Source organism: Paraburkholderia fungorum, assembly GCF_046026025.1.
In the GTDB taxonomy this organism is placed as follows: Bacteria; Pseudomonadota; Gammaproteobacteria; order Burkholderiales; family Burkholderiaceae; genus Paraburkholderia; species Paraburkholderia fungorum_E.
In genome coordinates, this window is the sequence record NZ_JAQQFL010000001.1 from 14,765 (window position 1) to 36,897 (window position 22,133).

The following is a 22,133-nucleotide window of genomic DNA, read 5'->3' on the forward strand; positions in this document are numbered from 1 at the left end:
GGACCGAAGCATGCTACTGGCGCTGGCGCAATGGCTGCAGAATGACGCAAGCTTCTTGCGCGTGTTCAGTTATCTGACATTCCGTGCGGTGATGGCCACCATCACCGCGCTGCTGATCGGGCTCGTCTGTGGCCCGGCGGTGATCCGTAAGCTGACCGCGATGAAGGTCGGTCAGGCCGTTCGTAAAGACGGTCCGCAAAGCCACCTCGTCAAATCCGGTACGCCGACCATGGGTGGCGTACTGATTCTGCTTGGCATTGCGGTGTCCACGTTGTTGTGGGCCGATCTGACCAACCGTTTCATCTGGATCGTGATGCTGGTGACGTTCGGTTTCGGCGTGATCGGCTGGGTCGACGATTACCGCAAGGTGGTCTACAAGGACCCGCGCGGAATGTCGTCGCGCGAAAAGTATTTCTGGCAGTCGGTGATCGGTCTGTTCGCGGCGGTGTATCTCGCCTTCAGCGTGTCCGAAGCGAGCAACGTGCGTGTGTTCGACCTGTTCATGGCGTGGGTGCGCAGCGGCTTGTCGATGGGCTTGCCGGCGCGCGCCGATCTGATGCTGCCGTTCGTCAAATCGATCAGCTATCCGCTCGGCGTGTGGGGCTTCATCGTGCTGACCTATCTGGTGATCGTCGGCGCGAGTAACGCGGTGAATCTCACCGACGGTCTCGACGGCCTTGTCATCATGCCCGTCGTGCTGGTCGGCGCATCGCTCGGCGTGTTCGCCTATGTGATGGGTAGCTCGGTCTATTCGAAATACCTGCTGTTCCCGCATATTGCCGGCGCAGGCGAATTGCTGATCTTCTGTTCGGCAATGGGCGGGGCAGGGCTCGCGTTCCTCTGGTTCAACACGCATCCGGCACAGATGTTCATGGGCGACGTCGGCGCACTGGCGCTCGGCGGCGCGCTCGGCACGGTCGCGGTGATCGTGCGTCAGGAAATCGTGCTCTTCATCATGGGCGGCATTTTCGTCGCGGAGACGCTTTCCGTGATGTTGCAGGTGACATGGTTCAAATTCACCAAGCGCCGCTATGGCGAAGGGCGGCGCCTCTTCAAGATGGCGCCGCTGCATCACCATTTTGAATTGTCGGGCTGGAAGGAAACGCAGGTGGTCGTGCGTTTCTGGATCATCACGCTGATGCTGTGTCTGTTCGGTTTGTCCACGCTCAAGTTGCGTTAAGTCGTATTTAGGGGAAGCAGGCGATGTTTGGCGAGAAGTTTCGGGATCGGCAAAAGCCGATGGTGCTCGTGCTGGGACTCGGTGAATCCGGTCTCGCGATGGCGCGCTGGTGCGCGCGGCACGGCTGTCGGCTGCGTGTGGCCGATACGCGTGAAGTACCGCCGAACCTGTCCGCGATGCAAGCGCATAGCGTCGATGCGGAATTCGTCGGCGGTCCGTTTTCTCTCTCGTTGCTCGAAGGCGTCGAACTCGTGGCGATCAGCCCGGGTTTGTCGCCGCTTGCCGCCGATTTGCTGCCGCTGATCTCGGCAGCGCGTGAGCAGGACATCCCCGTATGGGGCGAACTCGAATTCTTCGCACAGGCATTGAAAACGCTTGGCGAAAGCGGTTATGCGCCCAAGGTGATCGCGATCACCGGCACCAACGGCAAGACCACCACGACGAGCCTCACTGGGCTGCTGTGCGAACGCGCCGGCAAGAAGGTCGCGGTGGCGGGCAACATTAGCCCGGCCGCGCTGGACAAACTCAGCGAAGCGATCGACAACACCGCGTTGCCCGACGTCTGGGTGCTGGAACTGTCGAGCTTCCAGCTGGAAACCGCCCATACGTTTTCCCCGGATGCAGCGGTCGTACTGAACATCACGCAGGATCACCTGGATTGGCACGGTGGTCTCGATGCGTATGCCGCTGCGAAGGGCCGTATTTTCGGACCCCAAACCGTGCGCGTGCTGAACCGCGACGACTCGCGCGTGATGGCGCTGGCGCCTTTGGCCGACGGCGACGCCGCGATGATCACGTTCGGCGTGACCGAGCCGAAGAACGACGGCGACTATGGTCTGCTGCGCGACAACGGCATGATCTGGCTCGTCGAAGCACACGATCGCGACGCCAGTGATGAACCTGCACCGACACGCCGTCGCAAGAACGAAGTGGCGGCGCCGAAGAACATCGCGCTTAAACGCCTGATGCCGGCGGACGCATTGCGGATCCGTGGTTTGCACAACGCCGCGAACGCGCTGGCCGCGTACGCGTTGGCACGTGCGATCGGTTTGCCGGGCGCGCCGCTGCTGCACGGCCTGCGCGAATACCGTGGCGAGCCGCATCGCGTGGAATTGATTGCGTCGATTGAAGGTGTCGATTACGTCGACGACAGCAAGGGCACCAACGTCGGCGCGACGGTTGCCGCGCTCGACGGTCTCGCGCAACGCGCGGTGCTGATCGCGGGCGGCGATGGCAAGGGCCAGGATTTCGAACCGCTCGCCGCACCCGTGATGCGGTGGTGCCGCGCCGTGATGCTGATTGGCCGCGACGCCCCGCAGATTCGTGCCGCGCTGGAAGACACCGGCATTGCAATGACCGACCACGCGACGCTCGAAGAAGCGACGCGGGCCGCCACCGCGTTGGCGCAGCCAGGCGATGCCGTACTGCTGTCGCCTGCCTGCGCAAGCTTCGACATGTTCAAGGGATACGCACATCGCGCGGCAGTGTTCCGCGGCACGGTGGAAGACATCGCGGCTGAACGGGGGACGATGATATGAGCTGGTCGGAACGCTTCGGTTCGCGCCTGGCCGGCTCACGTGCCGGCAATGGTGATACGAGTGGCGCGGGTAGCACGGGTCGCGCCTCCGGCCGCTCGGGCGGCAGTGGTCTCGCGAGCGCCGTGAACGGCGTGCGTCCGCTGCGCTCGCGGATGCTCGACTACGATCACTCGCTGCTGTGGGTGGTCGTCGCGTTGCTGGGGCTCGGCGTCGTGATGGTGTATTCGGCGTCGATCGCGATGCCCGATTCGCCGAAGTACGCGTCGTACCGCGACTACGCATTCCTCGTGCGCCAGCTCATTTTCGTGGTGATGGGCTCGGTGATTGGCGTCGTGTCGTTCCGCATCCCGATTTCGACGTGGGATAAATACGCGCCAAAGCTCTTCCTGCTGTCGCTGCTCGCGCTGGTGATCGTGCTGATCCCGCACGTCGGCAAGGGCGTGAACGGCGCGCGCCGCTGGATTCCGCTCGGCATCACGAACATGCAGCCGTCGGAAATCATGAAGCTCGCCGTAACGATTTACGCGGCCAACTACACCGTGCGCAAGCAGGAATACATGCACAGCTTCGCCAAGGGCTTTCTGCCGATGGCGGTGGCGGTGGGCCTCGTCGGCGCGTTGCTGCTTCTCGAGCCGGATATGGGCGCGTTCATGGTGATCGCCGCGATCGCGATGGGCGTGCTGTTCCTCGGCGGCGTGAACGGCAAACTGTTCGGTGGCCTGGTGGCTACCGCGGTCGGCACGTTCAGCTTGCTGGTGTGGGCGTCGCCGTGGCGCCGTGAGCGGATCTTCGCCTACCTCGATCCGTGGGACGACCGTTACGCGCAGGGCAAGGCTTATCAATTGACGCACTCGCTGATCGCGTTCGGGCGCGGCGAATGGTTTGGCGTGGGCTTGGGCGGCAGTGTCGAGAAACTCAACTATCTGCCGGAAGCGCACACCGACTTCATCCTCGCGGTGATCGGCGAGGAACTCGGTTTTGTCGGCGTGCTTGTCGTGATCCTGATGTTCTACTGGATCGTGCGTCGCTCGTTCGAGATCGGCCGTCAGGCACTGGCACTCGACCGCACCTTTGCCGGGCTGGTGGCGAAGGGCATCGGCATCTGGTTCGGCGCGCAGACCTTTATCAACATGGGCGTGAACCTCGGCCTGTTGCCGACCAAGGGCCTCACGTTGCCGCTCGTGAGCTATGGCGGCTCGGGCATCGTGCTGAATTGCGTCGCGATAGCCGTGCTGATGCGTGTGGATTACGAGAACAGAGTATTGATGCGCGGGGGCAAAGTATGACCGCTCTCCCGCAACGCACGCTGATGGTGATGGCCGGTGGCACCGGGGGACATGTGTTCCCGGGGCTCGCGGTCGCGCACCTGATGCAGGCGTGGGGCTGGAAGGTCGTATGGCTCGGCAATCCCGCCGGCATGGAAGCGACGCTGGTGCCGAAACACGGCATTCCGATGGAATACGTGCGTTTCGGTGGACTGCGTGGCAAAGGTCTGAAGACCAAGCTGATGTTGCCGCTCAATCTGCTGCGCGCCTGCTCGCAAAGTCTGAGCGTGTTGCGCCGCGTGAAGCCCGATGTCGTGCTTGGCATGGGCGGCTACATCACATTCCCGGCGGGTTTGATGACCGCGATGAGCGGCCGTCCGCTGGTGCTGCATGAACAGAATTCGATTGCGGGCCTCGCCAACAAGGTGCTCGCAAAAGTCGCCAAACGCGTGCTGGTTGCGTTTCCGAATGCGCTGCCGCACGGCGAATGGACCGGAAACCCGATTCGAGCGGAACTTGCGCGCGCAATTGCACCCAAAGCACGCTACGCAGCGCGCAGCGGTCCGCTGAATGTGCTCGTGGTGGGCGGCAGTCTGGGCGCGGCGGCATTGAACGAAGTAGTGCCGCGCGCGGTTGCGCTGCTGGCGCCGAATGAGCGTCCGCGCATCGTGCATCAGGCGGGCGCAAAGCATATTGAAGCGCTGCGTGAGAATTACGCGGCGGCGGGCCTGCAAGCAGGCGCCGATGTAGAACTCGTGCCGTTCATCGACGACATGACGAGCGCGTACGCGAACGCGGATCTGGTGATCTGCCGTTCGGGCGCGATGACCGTGTCGGAGATTGCAGCAGTTGGGGTGGCGGCGTTCTTCGTACCGTTCCCGTTTGCAGTAGACGATCACCAAACCACTAATGCAGCGTTCCTCGCCGACAACGGCGCGGCGCTGGTCGTGCAGCAACGCGATCTGTCGGCACAGCAACTCGCCGACTGGTTGCGCAGCCAGACGCGAGAGACCCTCGCGGAGATGGCGGAGCGTTCGCGCTCGCTCGCGAAACCCGACGCCACGGAACAGGTCGCGAAGATTTGCGCGACTGTGGCGGGTTCGATTTCGGGCGCGAGCCCAGAAGGAAAGCAATGAAACACATCGTCAAACACATTCACTTTGTCGGCATCGGCGGTGTCGGCATGAGCGGCATCGCGGAGGTGCTGGTCAATCTCGGCTATCAGGTGAGCGGCTCGGATCTGACGAGCAACGCAGTCACCGATCGCCTCGCCGCACTCGGCGCGCGGATCGCGATCGGTCACGCGGCAGAGAACATCGAAGGCGCGAACGCCGTGGTCGTTTCCACGGCGGTGCGCAGCGACAATCCGGAAGTGCTGGCCGCGCGTCATCGCCGCATCCCGATCGTGCCGCGCGCCGTGATGCTCGCGGAACTGATGCGCCTGAAGCAGGGCATCGCGATTGCCGGCACGCACGGCAAAACCACGACCACCTCGCTGGTGGCAAGCGTGCTGGCAGCGGGCGGCCTCGATCCGACGTTCGTCATCGGCGGTCGCCTGATCAGCGCGGGCGCGAATGCGCGACTGGGGACGGGCGACTTTATCGTTGCCGAGGCGGACGAGTCGGATGCGTCGTTCCTGAATCTGTTTCCGGTGATCGAGGTCATCACGAACATCGACGCCGATCACATGGACACCTACGGGCACGATTTCGCGCGCCTGAAGCAGGCGTTCATCGAATTCACGCATCGTTTGCCGTTCTATGGGATTGCGGTGCTGTGCGTCGACGATCCGAACGTGAAGGAAATCCTGCCGTTCGTGTCGAAGCCGATCATCCGCTACGGCTTTGCACCGGATGCTCAGATCCGCGCGGTCAACGTCGAAGCACGTGGCGGCAAGATGCATTTCACGGCAATGCGCGAAGACGCGGCGCCGATCGACATCGTTTTGAACCTGCCGGGCGAGCACAACGTGCAGAACGCATTGGCCGCCATCGCGATTGCGACTGAACTTGAAGTGAAAGATGCCGATATCCAGCGAGCGCTGGCGGATTTCAACGGCGTGGGCCGACGCTTCCAGCGTTACGGCGAAGTGCCGGTCGTGTCGGAGGGGAAAGCCGCCGGCGCGTACACGCTGGTCGACGACTACGGTCATCACCCCGTCGAAATGGCGGCTACGGTGGCGGCGGCGCGCGGTGCGTTTCCGGGGCGGCGTCTGGTGCTGGCATTCCAGCCGCACCGCTTCACGCGCACACGCGATTGCTTCGAAGATTTTGTGAAGGTGTTGTCGACCGTCGACGCACTCGTGCTGACCGAAGTCTATTCGGCTGGTGAAGCGCCGATCGTCGCCGCGGACGGCCGCGCTCTGGCGCGCGCGCTGCGCGTGGCGGGCAAGGTCGAACCGGTGTTTGTCGAGTCGGTGGACGAAGTGCCGGACGCGCTTTCAGCAGTAGTGCGCGACGGCGATGTGGTGATCACGATGGGCGCGGGTTCGATCGGCGGTGTGCCGGGTCGCCTGGCGCAAGAAACGAAGGTGTGAGATGAGTAGCATCGATCCTAAACAATTCGGCAAAGTGGCAGTGCTGCTCGGTGGGGACTCCGCCGAGCGCGAGGTGTCGCTCAATTCCGGCCGCCTTGTGCTGCAAGGTCTGCGCGACGCCGGTATCGACGCGCATCCGTTCGATCCGGCTGAGCGTCCGCTCGCCGCGTTGAAGGACGAAGGCTTCGTGCGCGCGTTCAACGCGCTGCACGGCGGTTATGGTGAAAACGGCCAGATTCAGGGCGCACTCGACTTCTACGGCATTCGCTACACGGGTAGCGGCGTGCTCGGCTCGGCGCTCGGTCTGGACAAATTCCGCACCAAACTCGTGTGGCAGCAACTCGGTATTCCGACGCCGCCGTTCGAGGCTGTTCTGCGCGGCGACGACTACGAAGCACGCGCGAAAGACATCGTCGCGAAGCTCGGCTTGCCGCTGTTCGTGAAGCCGGCGAGCGAAGGGTCGAGCGTCGCGGTGATCAAGGTGAAAAGCGCCGACGCGTTGCCGGCAGCACTGCTTGAAGCGGTCAAGTACGACAAGATTGTCGTGGTCGAAAAGAGCATTGAAGGTGGCGGCGAGTACACCGCCTGTATCGCCGGCGACCTCGATCTGCCGGTGATCCGTATCGTGCCGGCCGGCGAGTTCTACGACTACCACGCGAAGTACATCGCCAACGACACGCAGTACCTGATTCCGTGCGGTCTGGTGGCTGACGAAGAAGCACGTCTGAAAGTGCTGGCGCGGCGCGCGTTCGACGTACTCGGTTGCACAGATTGGGGGCGTGCCGATTTCATGCTCGACGCCGACGGCAACCCGTACTTCCTGGAAGTGAACACGGCGCCTGGGATGACCGATCACTCGCTGCCGCCGAAAGCGGCGCGCGCGGTGGGCATCAGCTATCAGGAACTGGTGGTCGGCGTGTTGGCGCTGACGCTCAAGGACTAACCAAGGACTAACCGGGGCGACCCGAAAGCAACACCATGTGGAACAACGTTCGCCAGCTCAATCTCGCCGCCAACGCGTTGCATGCGGTGCTGGTGCTCGTGCTGCTGGCGGCCGGCGGTTACTGGCTGATCCAGCGTCCGAATTTCGCGCTGCGCGAGATCCAGATCGACGGCGACACCGAGCACATCAATTCGCCGACGGTGCGCGCCGGCGTAGTAGGGCGCCTGAAAGGCAACTTTTTTACGGTGGATCTCGACGTCGCGCGGCAAGCGTTCGAGCAGATGCCATGGGTGCGTCACGCGAGTGTGCGGCGGGTTTGGCCGAACGCATTAGCTGTCACGCTTGAAGAGTACAAACCGCTTGGGACGTGGGGTAGCGATCAGCTGGTGAGCGTGGACGGCGATCTGTTCACCGCGAACCAGGGTGAGCTCGAAGAGGAGCTGCCCGCGTTCGACGGCCCGGACGGAACGGCCAAGGAAGTCGTCGCGCGTTATAGCGACTTCAAGAAGTGGTTTGCGCCGCTGGGAGCAACGCCCGAAGAAGTCACGCTGTCGCCGCGTTACGCGTGGACGGTGAAGCTGTCGAACGGAATGCAAGTGGAACTTGGACGCGAACGCAATCAGGACACGCTGCTTGATCGAAGCCGCCGCCTGACCGCGGCGTGGAGCGCGGTGACGCAACGTTGGGGAAAGGATATTGAGTATGCAGACTTGCGCTATCCGAACGGTTTCGCGATTCGTGCCGCTGGCATGCGCTTTATCAGCGAACCCGACAAGGGCAAGAAGTAAAGGGACATCACACGCAATGAGCACGCTATGAGTAAAGACTATAAAGATCTGCTGGTCGCCCTCGACATTGGGACGTCGAAGGTAGTGGCTATCGTCGCCGAATTGAAGGGCGAGGGCCACTACGAGGTGATCGGCCTCGGCCAGAGCGAATCGAAGGGGCTCAAGAAGGGCGTAGTGGTGAACATCGAGGCCACTGTGCAGTCTATTCAGCGCGCGCTTGAAGAAGCCGAGTTGATGGCCGACTGCAAGATCACGAACGTATTTACCGGGATCGCCGGTAGCCATATCCGCAGCTTCAATTCGAGCGGCATGGTGGCGATCAAGGAAAAGGAAGTCACGCAGACCGATGTGGCGCGCGTGATCGAGACAGCCAAGGCGATCAATATTCCGACCGATCAGCAGGTGCTGCACATCCTGACGCAGGAATTCATCATCGACGGCCAGGAAGATGTGCGTGAGCCGATCGGCATGAGCGGCATCCGGCTGGAAGTGAAGGTGCATATCGTCACCGGGGCGGTGAGCGCGGCGCAGAACATTGTGAAGTGCGTGCGCCGCTGCGGGCTCGAAGTGAACGATCTGATCCTGCAGCCGCTCGCGTCGTCGCTGGCGGTCCTGACGGAAGACGAAAAGGAACTCGGCGTGGTGCTGGTCGATATCGGCGGCGGCACGACGGATATTGCGATTTTCAGCGAAGGCGCGATTCGCCACACGGCGGTGATTCCGATTGCCGGTGACCAGATCACGAGCGACATCGCGATGGCCTTGCGCACGCCGACGCCGGACGCGGAAGACATCAAGGTCGACTACGGCATTGCGAAGCAGGCCCTGGCCGATCCGGACGAAATGATCGAAGTGCCGGGTCTCGGCGAACGCGGACCGCGCACGCTGTCGCGCCAGGCATTGGCGGCGGTGGTCGAGCCGCGCGTCGAAGAACTGTTTTCGCTCGTGCAGCAAGTGGTGCGCGAGTCGGGTTACGAAGAACTGCTGAGCTCCGGCGTGGTGCTGACCGGCGGCGCGTCGATGATGCTCGGCATGGTCGAACTCGGTGAGGACATTTTCCTGAAGCCGGTGCGCATCGGCGTGCCGGAATACGCGGGCGGTCTTGCTGATGTCGTGCGTAACCCGCGTTATTCGACGGCGATGGGTCTGCTCGTCGAAGGGCGCTCGCAACGGATGCGCGGCCGTAAGGTCGCTGTGCAGTCGGGGTCGATGGGGCAGGTCTTCACGCGAATGAAAGACTGGTTCCTCGGCAACTTCTAAAGAATTCGCTTTTCAGAAACAGGTTTCGAAATACGCGCTGGTGCCGGCGGCTGGCGCGCGACAGGAGGTTGCCCGATCTCCTGCCGAATAACGGCCGAGTGGCTGTAAATTTTTTATCTTGACGGAGGCAACATGGAATTCCAGATGCTGGAAACCGAAACGAACGGCACCATCATCAAGGTGATCGGAGTCGGTGGCGCTGGCGGCAATGCCGTTCAGCACATGATCAACAAAGGCGTGCAAGGCGTCGACTTCATCGTGATGAACACGGATGCGCAGGCTCTGTCGCGTTCGCGCGCATCCGCGGTGATCCAGCTCGGCAACACGGGTCTGGGCGCTGGCGCCAAGCCGGAAATGGGCCGCGCCGCGGCGGAAGAAGCACGTGAGCGCATCGCCGACGCATTGCGCGGCGCGCACATGGTGTTCATCACCGCCGGCATGGGTGGTGGCACGGGCACGGGCGCAGCACCGGTGGTCGCGCAGATCGCCAAGGAAATGGGTATCTTGACTGTTGGCGTGGTCAGCAAGCCGTTCGAATTCGAAGGCGGCAAGCGCATGCGTGTGGCAGAAGCGGGATCGCAGCAACTGGAGGATCACGTCGACTCGCTGATCGTCGTTCTGAACGACAAGCTGTTCGAGGTGATGGGCGATGACGCTGAGATGGACAAGTGCTTCCAGTGCGCAGACGACGTTCTGAACAACGCAGTTGCCGGCATCGCGGAAATCATCAACGTCGACGGTCTGGTGAACGTCGACTTCGAAGACGTGAAGACGGTGATGGGCGAGCAGGGCAAGGCGATGATGGGCACGGCGACGGTTGCCGGTGTCGATCGCGCACGTCTGGCTGCCGAGCAGGCTGTGGCTAGCCCGCTGCTGGAAGGGGTGGATCTGTCGGGCGCGCGTGGCGTGCTGGTCAACATCACGTCGAGCCGTTCGCTGCGTCTGTCGGAAACGCGCGAAGTGATGAACACCATCAAGAGCTATGCTGCAGAAGACGCAACCGTGATCTTCGGCGCGGTGTACGACGATGCAATGGGCGACGCGCTGCGCGTGACGGTCGTGGCAACGGGTCTGGGCCGTGCGGCGAAGAAGCAGCAATCGGCACCGATGACGCTGCTGCGCACCGGCACCGACAACCAGCCGATCAGCGGGCACGCTGCCTACACGCCGTCGTCGTCGCATGCAAGCACGGCGGATTACGGCGCGCTGGACACGCCGGCTGTGTGGCGCACGTCGCGCGATACGGCGGCTTCGCACGTGCAGGCGCTGCAGGAAAAGGGCGTCGATACGTACGACATTCCGGCATTCCTGCGCAAGCAGGCGGACTGAGCGCGCGAGCAGGCTTTCGTTGCCGCGCTGTCTTTAGCAGCGCTGGCGGACGAATGCGCGAGCGTGGCGAGTGAACGGCGAACCAGCCGCGTATCGTTTGATTCGCGGCAAGGACAAGTGCCCTCTTCGGATTCGCGAAGCGGATGGGGCAACTGTCGCCGGATGGCGGAGCCTGTATTGGGCGCCCGCTGAATTCACTGCGACACGATAACGTGCGAGCGTGCTTCGCATCGATGCAAAGGACTGAGCATGATTCAAACAGGTGAGAAGCTGCCCGACGCGACGCTCTTCGAGTTTGTCGAAGACGCGCGGGCGGGTTGCACGCTGGGGCCGAACAGCTTCGACGTGCGTGAGCAGACGGCGGGTAAGCGCGTGGTGATCTTCGGGTTGCCGGGCGCGTTCACGCCGACCTGTTCGGCCAAACATGTACCGGGTTACGTCGAGCATGCCGAGCAGTTGCGCGCTCTTGGCGTCGACGAGATCTGGTGTGTGTCCGTCAACGACGCGTTCGTAATGGGCGCGTGGGGACGCGATCAGCACGCCTCGGGCAAGGTGCGCATGATGGCGGATGGCAGTGCGGCTTTCACGCGGGCGCTCGGTCTTGAGCAGGATTTGTCGGCGCGCGGCATGGGAATCCGTTCCCAGCGCTACGCAATGGTTGTCGACGACGGCGTGGTCAAGACGTTGAACGTCGAGGCTGCCGGCAAATTCGAAGTCAGCGATGCAAAGAGTATCCTCGCTACGTTGAGCTAGTCGCGATTGCGTTTCATGCCGTTTTCCCGAACCTGCGCGGTCACCGCGTTGTATCAGGGCAACGGCACATAAGACGCTTTTGTGACAGGCCGTTACGCGGGCCGATGACTGGAAACGCCTCCGTTCCGGACATCGGCCCGTCACGCTTTCCCTGACGGGCGCCCAATGGGTAATGCAGCGAAACAGATTGATACGTTCCGTGTAACGACGCTCCTTAGGGTATTGGAGTATACTTCGCGCTATGGAATAAAAAGTCCCGATTGGGATTTTCAATCGAATAGAAGATCACCATGTTGAAGCAGCGCACTATCAAATCAATCGTCAAGACAGTCGGCATCGGCCTGCACTCCGGCCGCAAGGTCGACTTGACGCTCCGCCCGGCGGCGCCGGATACCGGCATCGTGTTTTCGCGCGTGGATTTGCCCACGCCGGTGGATATTCCTGCGTCGGCGATGGCGATTGGCGATACGCGTCTGGCTTCCGTGTTGCAGAAAGACGGCGCGCGCGTGTCGACCGTTGAGCATTTGATGTCTGCATGCGCGGGCCTCGGCATCGACAATCTTTATGTCGACGTCACCGCTGAAGAAATTCCGATCATGGACGGCAGCGCGGGCTCGTTTGTGTTTCTGATTCAGTCGGCCGGTATTGAAGAACAGAACGCGCCGAAGAAATTCATTAAGGTCACCAAGCCGGTCGAAATTCGTGACGGCGATAAATTCGCGCGTCTCGATCCGTATTTCGGTTTCAAGCTCAAATTCACCATCGATTTCCGTCACCCGGCAGTGGATAAAACCGGCCAGGCACTGGAAGTGGATTTTGCCAATACGTCGTATGTGCGGGAAATTGCCCGTGCGCGCACGTTCGGCTTTGCGCATGAAGTGGAGATGATGCGCGAACTCGGTTTGGCGCGCGGCGGCAGTATGGATAACGCCATCGTGCTGGACGAATACCGCATTCTGAACAACGACGGGCTGCGTTACGACGACGAATTCGTGAAGCACAAGATGCTCGATGCGATCGGCGACCTGTACGTTATCGGCCATCCGTTGCTGGCGTCGTACACGGCGTACAAGTCGGGTCACGGCTTGAACAACGCGCTGCTGCGCGAGCTGCTGGCGCATGAGGATTCGTACGAAATCGTCACCTTCGACGATAAGCAGAAAGCACCGCGCGGCTTTGCGTACGAAACGCAGACGGCGTTTGCGTAATTTGCGTAGTGGCTTCGGATGAAATTTCCGAAGCGAATGGATGAAAAATAAGCGGCCCCGATGGGCCGCTTATTTTTTGTTCAGCGATTTCGCCGATGCCGCGCTGCCATTTTCGCCAAAGCTTCCTGCAGCGGCGAGGGCGCGAGCGATTCGGATAGCGCGTGCAGTGCGTCCGCGCCAGCCGGGGTCATGCGCGCCTGCTTGACCGGTGGCGGGTCCTTCAGCGGCTGCGGCCGTACGCGAATTCGCAGCGCGTTGACCGGCCACCCGCGCTGCTGCAAATCCGACAGCAGCCGTGGCTCAATCTGACGTAGGCGGGCGGCCAGCGCGTTGTGTGCGGCAAACAGGGCCAGTACGCCTTCCTTGATGAAGCTCGGCTCCACGCTGGTGGCCAGATAATCCGGCAACAGCTCGCGTAAATCCTTTTCTAGCGCCGCAATCTGTTCGACGCCCGCGCGCAGGGCCGCGAACGCATCGGTGCGTTTCAGCACTTCGGCGACGGGTTGCGGGCGGCGCGCCTTGAACTGCTGGGGCGGCGGCCTTGAAAAGGACGGAAAACGGCTCATGTTTGACTGTGACGGCGTGTTCGCACCCGATGTGCGCTCACGCCGCGATTGTACCGCGCGGGATGCACGCGGACCCGCCTCAATGCTTGCTGTCGAAAGTCGCTGCGGCGGGCTTTCTGTGCCTTGCCGCCGTCGCGCCGCTGACACAGGCGCGGGCGGGGGCGCGTGCTAAAATGCCCGATTCGAATTCACTCTTGGACTAAGCCGCCGAGGCCCTTCCGACCCCGGAGCGCACGTGCATGAACCGCACGCCGCGAACCAGCCGAAGCCGCGACGCAGACACCGATCCGATGACCACCGGTTTTCTACAGAAGATTTTTGGCAGCCGTAACCAGCGGCTAGTCAAGCAATATCAAAAGACCGTCACGGCGATCAATGCGCTCGAACCGCAGATCGAGCAATTGACGGACGACCAACTGCGCGCCAAAACGGGTGAATTCCGCCAGCGTGTCGCGAGTGGCGAGTCGCTCGACAAGCTCCTGCCGGAAGCCTTCGCGGTGTGCCGCGAGGCCAGCAAGCGGGTGCTGAAGATGCGCCACTTCGACGTGCAGCTGATCGGCGGCATGGTCCTGCATTACGGCAAGATCGGCGAAATGCGCACCGGCGAAGGCAAGACGCTCGTCGCCACGCTGCCGGTGTACCTGAACGCACTGTCCGGGCGCGGCGTGCACGTCGTCACGGTCAACGACTACCTTGCCCAGCGCGACGCTGAATGGATGGCGCGGCTGTACAACTTCCTCGGTCTGTCGGTCGGCATCAACCTGTCGCAGATGGATCATGGCGCGAAGCAGGAAGCGTACGCCGCTGACATCACTTACGGCACCAACAACGAATTCGGCTTCGACTACCTGCGCGACAACATGGTCTACGAGACCGACGCGCGTGTGCAGCGAGCCCTGAATTTCGCGGTGGTCGACGAGGTCGACTCGATCCTGATCGACGAAGCCCGTACGCCGCTGATCATCTCCGGCCAGGCCGAAGATCACACTGAACTCTACGTGCGCATGAATGCGCTGCCGCCGCTGCTCGAACGTCAGATCGGCGAAGAGAAGGCGGATGGCACCGGCGTCGAAAAGCCGGGCGATTACACGCTGGACGAGAAAGGCCGTCAGGTCTTCCTGACCGAATCGGGCCACGAAAAGGCCGAGCGTCTGCTCTCCGAGTGGGGCCTGATCGGCGAGGGCGAAAGCCTGTACGCGCCGCAGAACATCACGCTGATGCACCACGTGTACGCCGCACTGCGCGCGCACACGCTGTTCTTCAAGGATCAGCACTACGTCGTGCAGAACGGCGAAGTCGTGATCGTCGACGAATTCACCGGCCGCCTGATGTCGGGTCGCCGCTGGTCGGACGGTCTGCACCAGGCCGTTGAGGCGAAGGAACACGTCAAGATCCAGAGCGAGAACCAGACACTCGCGTCGATCACGTTCCAGAACTACTTCCGCATGTACGCAAAGCTGTCCGGCATGACCGGCACGGCCGATACCGAAGCGTACGAATTCAACGAGATCTACGGTCTCGAAACGGTCGTGATCCCGACCAACCGTCCGCCGAAGCGTCTCGATAAGCAGGATCAGATCTACAAGACCGCAAAAGAGCGTTACGACGCGGTGATCCGCGACATTCGCGATTGCCACGAGCGCGGTCAGCCGGTACTGGTCGGTACGACGTCGATCGAAAATTCGGAACTGCTGTCACATCTGCTGAAGCAGGCCGGGTTGCCGCACGAAGTGCTGAACGCCAAGCAGCATGCGCGTGAAGCGGAGATCGTTGCCGAAGCGGGCCGTCCGAAGCGCGTCACGATCGCCACGAACATGGCCGGTCGCGGTACCGACATCGTGCTCGGCGGCAACGCCGAAAAGCAGGCGTCCTTCATCGAGCAGGACGAAACGCTTTCTGACGCAGACAAGCAAAGCCGCATCCAGAAGCTCCACGACGAATGGCAGGCGCTGCACGACCAGGTGAAGGCCGCGGGCGGTCTGCATATCATCGGCACCGAACGCCATGAATCGCGCCGGATCGACAACCAGTTGCGCGGCCGTGCCGGCCGTCAGGGCGACCCGGGTTCGTCGCGCTTCTATCTGTCGCTGGAAGATCCGCTGCTGCGCATTTTTGCGGGCGATCGCGTGCGCGCGATCATGGACCGCCTGAAGATGCCGGAAGGCGAGGCGATCGAGGCTGGCATCGTGTCGCGTTCGATCGAATCGGCACAGCGCAAGGTTGAAGCGCGCAACTTCGACGTTCGCAAGCAATTGCTCGAATACGACGATGTGTCGAACGATCAGCGCAAAGTGATCTATCAGCAGCGTAATGAACTGCTCGAAGCGAACGACATCACCGAAACCATCGGCGCTATGCGTCATGGTGTGATCGCCGATATCGTTCACCAGTTCGTGCCGGCCGGCAGCATTGAAGAGCAGTGGGAAGTGCCTGAGCTGGAGGAAGTGCTGCGTAACGAATGGCAGCTCGACCTCGCGATCCAGGAAATGATCAACGAGTCGAATTCGATCAGTGTGGACGAGATTCTCGAAGCGGTCGAAGCCGCTGCGGACGAAGCGTATGAGTCGAAGGTCGAACAGGTCGGCCGCGAGTCGTTCAGCGCGTTCGAACGCTCGATCATGCTGCAAACGCTGGACCGTAGCTGGCGCGAACATCTGGCCGCGCTCGATCACCTGCGTCAGGGTATTCACCTGCGCGGGTATGCGCAGAAGAATCCGAAGCAGGAATACAAACGCGAGGCGTTCGAGTTGTTCGCCGCGATGCTCGACGCCGTGAAGCTCGAAGTCACGCGTGTGGTGATGAACGTGCAGATCCAGTCGCCGGAACAGCTGGAACAGGCCGCCGAGCAGTACGAAGAGCAGGGTAGCCACCTCGAGAACGTCGAGTTCCGTCATGCCGAATTTGCCGAGGCGGCAGCCGCAGCGCCTGCCGCTGCGGAAGCGGCCACCGCCGCGATGATCGGTGAGGCGATGAGCCATGGCTCGTCGCACGCTGTGGCTGACGTGAGCGCGGACAGCGTGCCGAAGGTGGGCCGCAACGACCCGTGCCCGTGCGGCAGCGGCAAGAAGTACAAGCAGTGTCACGGTAGGATCGCATAATGGCGAAGGCGGCGCGCTTCAAGCGCGCCGCTTCGTTTTACGCAGTGCTTTGCTGGTGATTTCGCGGTGGTTCGGCAACGCGTTCGAACCATCAGTTTCCGTTTCCATCGATGCCGGCGTCTGCCGGCATTTTCTTCGACAGGTCGCGACCATGGCTGTCAATTTCCCTTCGATCGATCCCGCTCAACTCCACCCTGTCGCCGGCGTCACGCTGGGCTGGGCAGAGGCGAATATCCGCAAACCGAACCGCAAAGACGTGCTGGTCATTTCCGTGGGCGCTGGAGCGACGGTAGGCGGCGTGTTTACGCAGAACCGCTTTTGCGCTGCGCCCGTCACGGTGTGCCGCGAGAATCTGGAGCGCGTGCGTGCAGGCGGCAAGCCGATTCGCGCGCTGGTGATCAACACCGGCAACGCGAACGCGGGCACGGGCGAACCGGGCCTCGTCGCTGCGCGCGAGACCTGCGCCGAGCTTGCGCGTCTCGCGGACATCACGCCGGAACAGGTTCTGCCGTTCTCGACGGGCGTGATTCTGGAACCGCTGCCGGTCGATCGTCTGAAGGCGGGTCTGCCGGCTGCGCTGGCGAACCGCAAGGAAGCCAACTGGTACGACGCGGCCCAGGCGATCATGACCACGGACACGTTACCGAAGGCCGTCTCGCGCCAGGTCACGGTCGAGGGGCACACAGTCACGCTCACCGGCATCAGCAAGGGCGCCGGCATGATCAAGCCGAACATGGCCACCATGCTCGGTTTCCTCGCGTTCGACGCCACCGTCGCGCAACCGGTGCTGGACGCATTGGTCAAGCACGTGGCTGACCGTTCGTTCAACTGCATCACGATCGACGGCGATACGTCCACCAACGATTCTTTCATCCTGATCGCCTCGGGCCAATCGAGCCTGCCGGCGATCACGTCCACCGACTCGCCCGCTTATGCAGCGTTGCGCGACGCGGTGACCGATGCCGCCCAGGCCCTCGCACAACTGATCGTGCGCGACGGCGAAGGCGCGACCAAATTCATGACCGTGCATGTCGAAGGCGGCTCGAGCGTCGGCGAATGCCGCCAGATCGCGTATGCGATCGGCCACTCGCCGCTCGTGAAGACGGCCTTCTATGCATCGGACCCGAATCTCGGCCGCATTCTCGCGGCCATCGGCTATGCCGGCGTGGACGATCTCGACGTCGGCAAAATCGATCTGTATCTGGACGACGTGCTGGTCGCCACTGCCGGCGGCCGCAATCCGGCCTACCGTGAGGAAGACGGCCAGCGCGTCATGAAAAAGAGCGAGATCGGCATTCGTGTCGTACTCGGCCGCGGCAATGCGCAAGCCACGATCTGGACTTGTGATCTGTCGCACGACTACGTGAGCATCAACGCCGACTACCGTTCGTAACCAGGTTCATTACGCGGCGCTTCGGCTGCCGCTTTGGCCGCTTATCTCACAGTCATGGATAAACTCGAACAGTTTCTGACCCGGGCCGAAGCCGTGCTCGTCCGCCTCGAAGCGATGCTTCCGCCTGCCCATCCGGAAATCGACTGGTCGGCGGCGGTCGCCTTTCGCTGGCGCAAACGGCAGGGGCGCGGTTATCTGCAGCCGGTTCCAGCGATCTCGTCGATCACACTCGACGATCTGCAAAACATCGATCGCCAGAAGGGATTGATCGAGCAGAACACGCGTCAGTTCGTGCACAATCAGCCCGCCAACAACGTGCTGCTGACGGGCGCGCGCGGCACCGGCAAGTCGTCGCTGATCAAGGCTTGCCTGAACGCCTATGCGAAAGACGGCCTGCGTCTGATCGAAGTGGATAAAGACGATTTGCACGATCTGGGCGACATCGTAGATCTGATCGCGCAGCGGCCGGAGCGCTTCGTGGTGTTCTGCGACGACCTGTCGTTCGAAGACGGCGAATCGGGCTACAAGGCGCTGAAGGTCGCGCTCGACGGCTCGATCGCCGCGCAGTCAGACAACGTGCTGATCTACGCAACGTCCAACCGCCGCCACCTGTTGCCCGAGTACATGAGCGACAACGAGACGTACAAGCACACGTCCGACGGGGAGATTCATCCGGGCGAACTGGTCGAAGAGAAGATCTCGCTGTCCGAGCGCTTCGGGCTGTGGGTCAGCTTCTATCCGTTCAAGCAGGACGACTACCTGTCGATCATCGGCCACTGGCTGCGCCATTTCGGCTGCGATGACGCGGAAGTCGAGGCCGCGCGCGGCGATGCGCTTGTGTGGGCGCTGGAGCGCGGATCGCGCTCGGGGCGTGTCGCGTGGCAATTTGCGCGCGACTGGTCTGGCCGGAAAGCCCCCGCATGAGCGACGCGTCGAAGAATGCGGCGGGCCGCCCGGTGACGGAAGTGGCCGTGGGCGTGCTGATTCAGCCCGATGGGCACTATCTGTTGGCGCAGCGTCCGGCCGGCAAGCCGTACGAAGGGTACTGGGAGTTTCCAGGTGGCAAGCTGGAGGCGGGCGAGTCGGTCGAGGCCGCACTAGCCCGTGAGTTGCACGAGGAACTGGGTATCGACGTCAAGGCGAGCCATCTTTGGCACACGCTCGAACACGACTATCCGCACGCCTATGTGCGGCTGTTCTTTTGCAAGGTGACCGAGTGGGCCGGCGAGCCGCACGGCCGCGAAGGCCAGGCATTTGTCTGGCAGAGGCTGCCGGCTGAGGTTTCGCCGTTGTTGCCGGCGACGATTCCCGTGCTGGAATGGCTCGCGGCTGAGCAAAATTAGAAAGACGGCGCGCGGTTGCCGGCGGCGTTGCGTGAGCAATGTTGCCCCGCGAGGTTGCGACACGCCTTTGCTGCGTGCCTCTGCAGCCTTGTACAGCACTCAGTGCGGGTTGTAATCCCCACCAGGCGACTCATCCGGCGGCGTTTCTTCCTCCGTGCCGCCTATCTTGTACTTCTCAGCGGCCCAGGCGCCGAGATCGGTCTGCTTGCAGCGGTCTGAGCAGAACGGGCGGAATCGGTTTTCAGGAGTCCAGCGGACATCCTTCCCGCAAGTGGGGCATTTGACGACGGTAGGCATACGGTCTGGCAGTCGATCGGAAACGGAACAAGTAATGAATATAGGGGCATTTTTTGCCCCTTTAAAGGCGCGGCCCGCGGTTCGGTTCTAAAGGATGAATGTTACAGGCTGCACAGCGTGAGCTGGAAGGGTACGTCGACATCCACCGCGCGCGGACGCAGATCGCCGTCCTGCACGGTAAATCGCACCCAGAGCATGTACTTGTTAGCGCTGGCCTCGGGAATTACCCGCAATTCAGGCGCCACGCGTACTTGCATCAGCTGGTATGAACGGCCCGACAGCATCTGCTGATAGCTACCCTGCATAGCCATGACCTTGGACGCCTGACCCGATTCGCGCGCGAGACGCAGCACGATCGTTGCCGCATCGCGCAAGGGCAGCAGCGGCGTGACCCATTTGGCGATGTCCTGCCGACGCTGATCGGGATGAATCTGCTGCCAGGCATAGTACGAAGGCAAATCGAACTTGCAGGTGCCGCCCGGAATGATTGCGCGGCTACGGATGCTGGCGAGCCACTCGTTGTCTGCCAGATGCTGGCCGGTCTTACCCTGCATCTGTGAAAGCCCCGCCAAGGTTTGCTCGATTTCTCCCAGCACCGCCTCCAGCGCGTTTTGCTCAATGCCCGGATTGCCCCGGAACGGCGCCAGGGTTTGCCGCTGGCGCTCGAGCTCCTTCATCAGATCGGACTTCAAATCCGCGCGACCCGCCACCTCTGAGATTTCGAACAACGTTGTCAGTGCGACGTGGTGTTCCCGGGCGTCTTCCTGAGTCAGAAAGAACGTGAAGCGCTCGAACAGATCTTCGAGGCGCAATAGCGTCCGGATTCGCTCGTTGAAGGGATACTCGTAAAGGATCAAGCGGGCTCGCCTCGGGCGTGGTCGGTGACAGGAATGCAGAACATTCTAATGCCGTGAGACTACCCTAGCAATCACGCACTTTTTCAGCGTGCTTTCGCAATTTTTTTCACGCGTTTCGAGCGGTTTTCGGCGTGCTTCGGTTCGCGCGCCACCGCAAAGTTTTACAAATCTTTGACCGCGGCACATCACGACCCGCGTATTTTCATACGTTCGCTAGCGACAGATACACGCCATGCTGCGCGTCGACGCGCGCCTTGAGTTCGTCGAGCGGCACGTTGTCATTGTCGATGACATCATTGGCTGCGGCGAGACGTGCTTCGCGCGTCGCCTGGCGGGCGATAATCGCCAGAACCTGTTCCCGGGTGAAGCCGTTGCGGCTCATCACGCGCGAGATTTGCGTGTCGACGCTGCAATCGACCGTCAACACGCGATTCACGCGCGTCTTCCAGTTTCCCGATTCCACTAGCAGCGGTACCACGATGATCACGTACGGCCCTTGCGCCTCACGCTGTTCACGCTCGGTCTCCGCGCGAATCAACGGATGCGTGATGCCCTCGAGGCGTTTGCGCGCGCCCTCGTCGCCGAATACCAGCGTACGCATGCGGGCGCGGTCGAGCGAGCCGTCTGCGGCAACGAACGAATCGCCGAACTCCGCGGCGATCTGCGGCATTGCGATGCCGTGCGGCGCTGTGATGCGGTGCGCGATCAGGTCGGTGTCGACAAGCGGTACGCCGTGCGCGGCGAACAGGTCGGCCACGGTCGATTTGCCGCTGCCGATGCCGCCGGTCAATCCCACAGCAAACATGCTTCAGCCTCCCAACGCCAGATAAAGCGGCGTGCCGAGAAATAGCGTAATAGCACCGCCTGCTGCGAGAAACGGCCCGAACGGCAGCGGCTCCTCGAAGCGCATGCGGCCGCGCCACGTTGCCGCGAGACCGACTACTGCGCCCGTGACCGCGGCGATCAGCACGATCTGGGGCAGCGCCGCCCAGCCGAGCCATGCGCCGAGCGCGGCCAGCAATTTGAAATCACCATAACCCATGCCTTCGATGCCGCGTACCAGGCGGAACAGCCAATGCACGGCCCACAGCACCAGATAGCCGAAGATTGCGCCCAGCACGGCGTCGTGCAGGCTCGCGAACATGCCGTTGAAGTTCACTATCAGGCCGGCCCACAGGAGCGGCAGCGTCATCGAATCGGGCAGCAAATGCGTGTCGATGTCGATCGCACTCATCGCCAGCAGCGCGGCGCATAGTCCGAAGGCGGCGAGTGCCGCGCCAGTCGGCCCATACAGCGCGAGCGCCCCTGTTGCGAGCGCTGCGGTGGCGATTTCGAGCAACGGGTAGCGCAGACTGATGCGTGTCTTGCAGGCGGAGCAGCGCCCGCGCAACAGCAGGTAGCTCAGCAGCGGCAGGTTTTCCCAAGCGCTGAGCACGTGGCCGCAGTGAGGGCACGCGCTACGCGGCACCCACAGGTTGTAGCGGGTGGGCAAGCCGTCGCTTTCAAGCGGCTGTTCGGTCGCTTCGCTGACCTCCTCGCGCCACGCGCGCTCCAGCATGATCGGCACCCGGTGCACCACAACGTTCAGGAAGCTGCCGATTACCAGGCCGAATACGATCGCGGATGCGATTTGCAGGCCACCGGGCAAGCTGCCGAACGCGAGTTCGAGACCGGTTGCAAAGTGGCCGGACAGTAGACCGGAAAGCAGACCCGAAGGCAGGCTGGAAGAGTTATCTGACACGAGCGGGATGGTGACCTGCAAGTAAAAGGGTGGGATTC

General features: G+C 62.2%; 20 protein-coding genes. 15 read left to right on the forward strand and 5 right to left on the reverse strand.

All coding sequences use genetic code 11. The features are described 5' to 3' along the window. Positions 1 to 10: 10 nt before the first annotated feature. The 11 genes from mraY (at position 11) to lpxC (ending at position 12,800) form a co-directional block, all read left to right on the forward strand. Positions 11 to 1,180, forward strand: coding sequence for a phospho-N-acetylmuramoyl-pentapeptide-transferase (gene mraY / locus PQR67_RS00060; RefSeq protein WP_408452794.1), 1,170 nt, complete (start codon positions 11 to 13; stop codon positions 1,178 to 1,180). Between the two features lie 23 nt (positions 1,181 to 1,203). Beyond that, the gene (gene murD / locus PQR67_RS00065; RefSeq protein ID WP_408452797.1) at positions 1,204 to 2,718 is read left to right on the forward strand and encodes a UDP-N-acetylmuramoyl-L-alanine--D-glutamate ligase; all 1,515 of its coding nucleotides are present in this window, start codon (positions 1,204 to 1,206) and stop codon (positions 2,716 to 2,718) included. After that, a complete protein-coding gene (gene ftsW / locus PQR67_RS00070) occupies positions 2,715 to 4,004 on the forward strand; it encodes a putative lipid II flippase FtsW (protein WP_408452800.1) in 1,290 nt (429 codons plus the stop codon). The genes murD and ftsW overlap by 4 nt, the downstream gene beginning before the upstream one ends. After that, on the forward strand, positions 4,001 to 5,119 hold the full coding sequence (gene murG / locus PQR67_RS00075; protein ID WP_120347487.1) for an undecaprenyldiphospho-muramoylpentapeptide beta-N-acetylglucosaminyltransferase: 1,119 nt from the start codon (positions 4,001 to 4,003) through the stop codon (positions 5,117 to 5,119). The genes ftsW and murG overlap by 4 nt, the downstream gene beginning before the upstream one ends. Continuing rightward, positions 5,116 to 6,519: a UDP-N-acetylmuramate--L-alanine ligase gene (gene murC, locus PQR67_RS00080; protein WP_408452803.1), complete on the forward strand. Its 1,404-nt coding sequence runs from the start codon at positions 5,116 to 5,118 to the stop codon at positions 6,517 to 6,519. The genes murG and murC overlap by 4 nt, the downstream gene beginning before the upstream one ends. A gap of 1 nt (position 6,520) precedes the next feature. Continuing rightward, entirely contained in the window at positions 6,521 to 7,462 is a 942-nt protein-coding gene (locus PQR67_RS00085) for a D-alanine--D-alanine ligase (RefSeq protein ID WP_408452806.1), read from the forward strand. Positions 7,463 to 7,497: 35 nt separating this feature from the next. Continuing rightward, on the forward strand, positions 7,498 to 8,250 hold the full coding sequence (locus PQR67_RS00090; RefSeq protein ID WP_408452809.1) for a cell division protein FtsQ/DivIB: 753 nt from the start codon (positions 7,498 to 7,500) through the stop codon (positions 8,248 to 8,250). Positions 8,251 to 8,277: 27 nt separating this feature from the next. Next, the gene (ftsA, locus tag PQR67_RS00095) at positions 8,278 to 9,510 is read left to right on the forward strand and encodes a cell division protein FtsA (protein ID WP_007180311.1); all 1,233 of its coding nucleotides are present in this window, start codon (positions 8,278 to 8,280) and stop codon (positions 9,508 to 9,510) included. A 132-nt stretch (positions 9,511 to 9,642) separates the two neighbouring features. Continuing rightward, entirely contained in the window at positions 9,643 to 10,839 is a 1,197-nt protein-coding gene (ftsZ, locus tag PQR67_RS00100; RefSeq protein WP_408452812.1) for a cell division protein FtsZ, read from the forward strand. Between the two features lie 249 nt (positions 10,840 to 11,088). Next, the gene (locus PQR67_RS00105; protein WP_408452815.1) at positions 11,089 to 11,592 is read left to right on the forward strand and encodes a peroxiredoxin; all 504 of its coding nucleotides are present in this window, start codon (positions 11,089 to 11,091) and stop codon (positions 11,590 to 11,592) included. Positions 11,593 to 11,882: 290 nt separating this feature from the next. Next, a complete protein-coding gene (lpxC, locus tag PQR67_RS00110) occupies positions 11,883 to 12,800 on the forward strand; it encodes a UDP-3-O-acyl-N-acetylglucosamine deacetylase (RefSeq protein WP_408452817.1) in 918 nt (305 codons plus the stop codon). Between the two features lie 80 nt (positions 12,801 to 12,880). Here lpxC and PQR67_RS00115 read toward each other — a convergent pair whose 3' ends face one another. Beyond that, a complete protein-coding gene (locus PQR67_RS00115; protein ID WP_408452820.1) occupies positions 12,881 to 13,366 on the reverse strand; it encodes a DciA family protein in 486 nt (161 codons plus the stop codon). Between the two features lie 290 nt (positions 13,367 to 13,656). Here PQR67_RS00115 and secA point away from each other — a divergent pair, with 290 nt between their 5' ends. From secA to PQR67_RS00135, 4 genes are all read left to right on the forward strand, one after another. Continuing rightward, positions 13,657 to 16,464, forward strand: a complete 2,808-nt coding sequence (gene secA / locus PQR67_RS00120) for a preprotein translocase subunit SecA (protein WP_408453783.1) — start codon at positions 13,657 to 13,659, stop codon at positions 16,462 to 16,464. 151 nt (positions 16,465 to 16,615) lie between these two features. After that, a complete protein-coding gene (gene argJ, locus PQR67_RS00125) occupies positions 16,616 to 17,857 on the forward strand; it encodes a bifunctional glutamate N-acetyltransferase/amino-acid acetyltransferase ArgJ (RefSeq protein ID WP_408452823.1) in 1,242 nt (413 codons plus the stop codon). Between the two features lie 54 nt (positions 17,858 to 17,911). Further along, complete coding sequence (locus PQR67_RS00130; RefSeq protein WP_408452825.1) at positions 17,912 to 18,781, forward strand: ATP-binding protein; 870 nt, start codon at positions 17,912 to 17,914, stop codon at positions 18,779 to 18,781. Next, entirely contained in the window at positions 18,778 to 19,200 is a 423-nt protein-coding gene (locus PQR67_RS00135; protein WP_408452828.1) for an NUDIX domain-containing protein, read from the forward strand. The genes PQR67_RS00130 and PQR67_RS00135 overlap by 4 nt, the downstream gene beginning before the upstream one ends. A 99-nt stretch (positions 19,201 to 19,299) precedes the next feature. Here the strand turns inward: PQR67_RS00135 and PQR67_RS00140 are convergent, their stop codons facing one another. The 4 genes from PQR67_RS00140 to PQR67_RS00155 form a co-directional block, all read right to left on the reverse strand. Then, the gene (locus PQR67_RS00140; RefSeq protein ID WP_408452831.1) at positions 19,300 to 19,497 is read right to left on the reverse strand and encodes a DNA gyrase inhibitor YacG; all 198 of its coding nucleotides are present in this window, start codon (positions 19,495 to 19,497) and stop codon (positions 19,300 to 19,302) included. A gap of 101 nt (positions 19,498 to 19,598) precedes the next feature. Then, entirely contained in the window at positions 19,599 to 20,354 is a 756-nt protein-coding gene (gene zapD / locus PQR67_RS00145) for a cell division protein ZapD (RefSeq protein ID WP_091798841.1), read from the reverse strand. 202 nt (positions 20,355 to 20,556) lie between these two features. Next, the gene (coaE, locus tag PQR67_RS00150; RefSeq protein ID WP_408452834.1) at positions 20,557 to 21,159 is read right to left on the reverse strand and encodes a dephospho-CoA kinase; all 603 of its coding nucleotides are present in this window, start codon (positions 21,157 to 21,159) and stop codon (positions 20,557 to 20,559) included. Positions 21,160 to 21,162: 3 nt separating this feature from the next. Beyond that, the gene (locus tag PQR67_RS00155; protein WP_408452836.1) at positions 21,163 to 22,116 is read right to left on the reverse strand and encodes a prepilin peptidase; all 954 of its coding nucleotides are present in this window, start codon (positions 22,114 to 22,116) and stop codon (positions 21,163 to 21,165) included. Between the last annotated feature and the right edge of the window lie 17 nt (positions 22,117 to 22,133).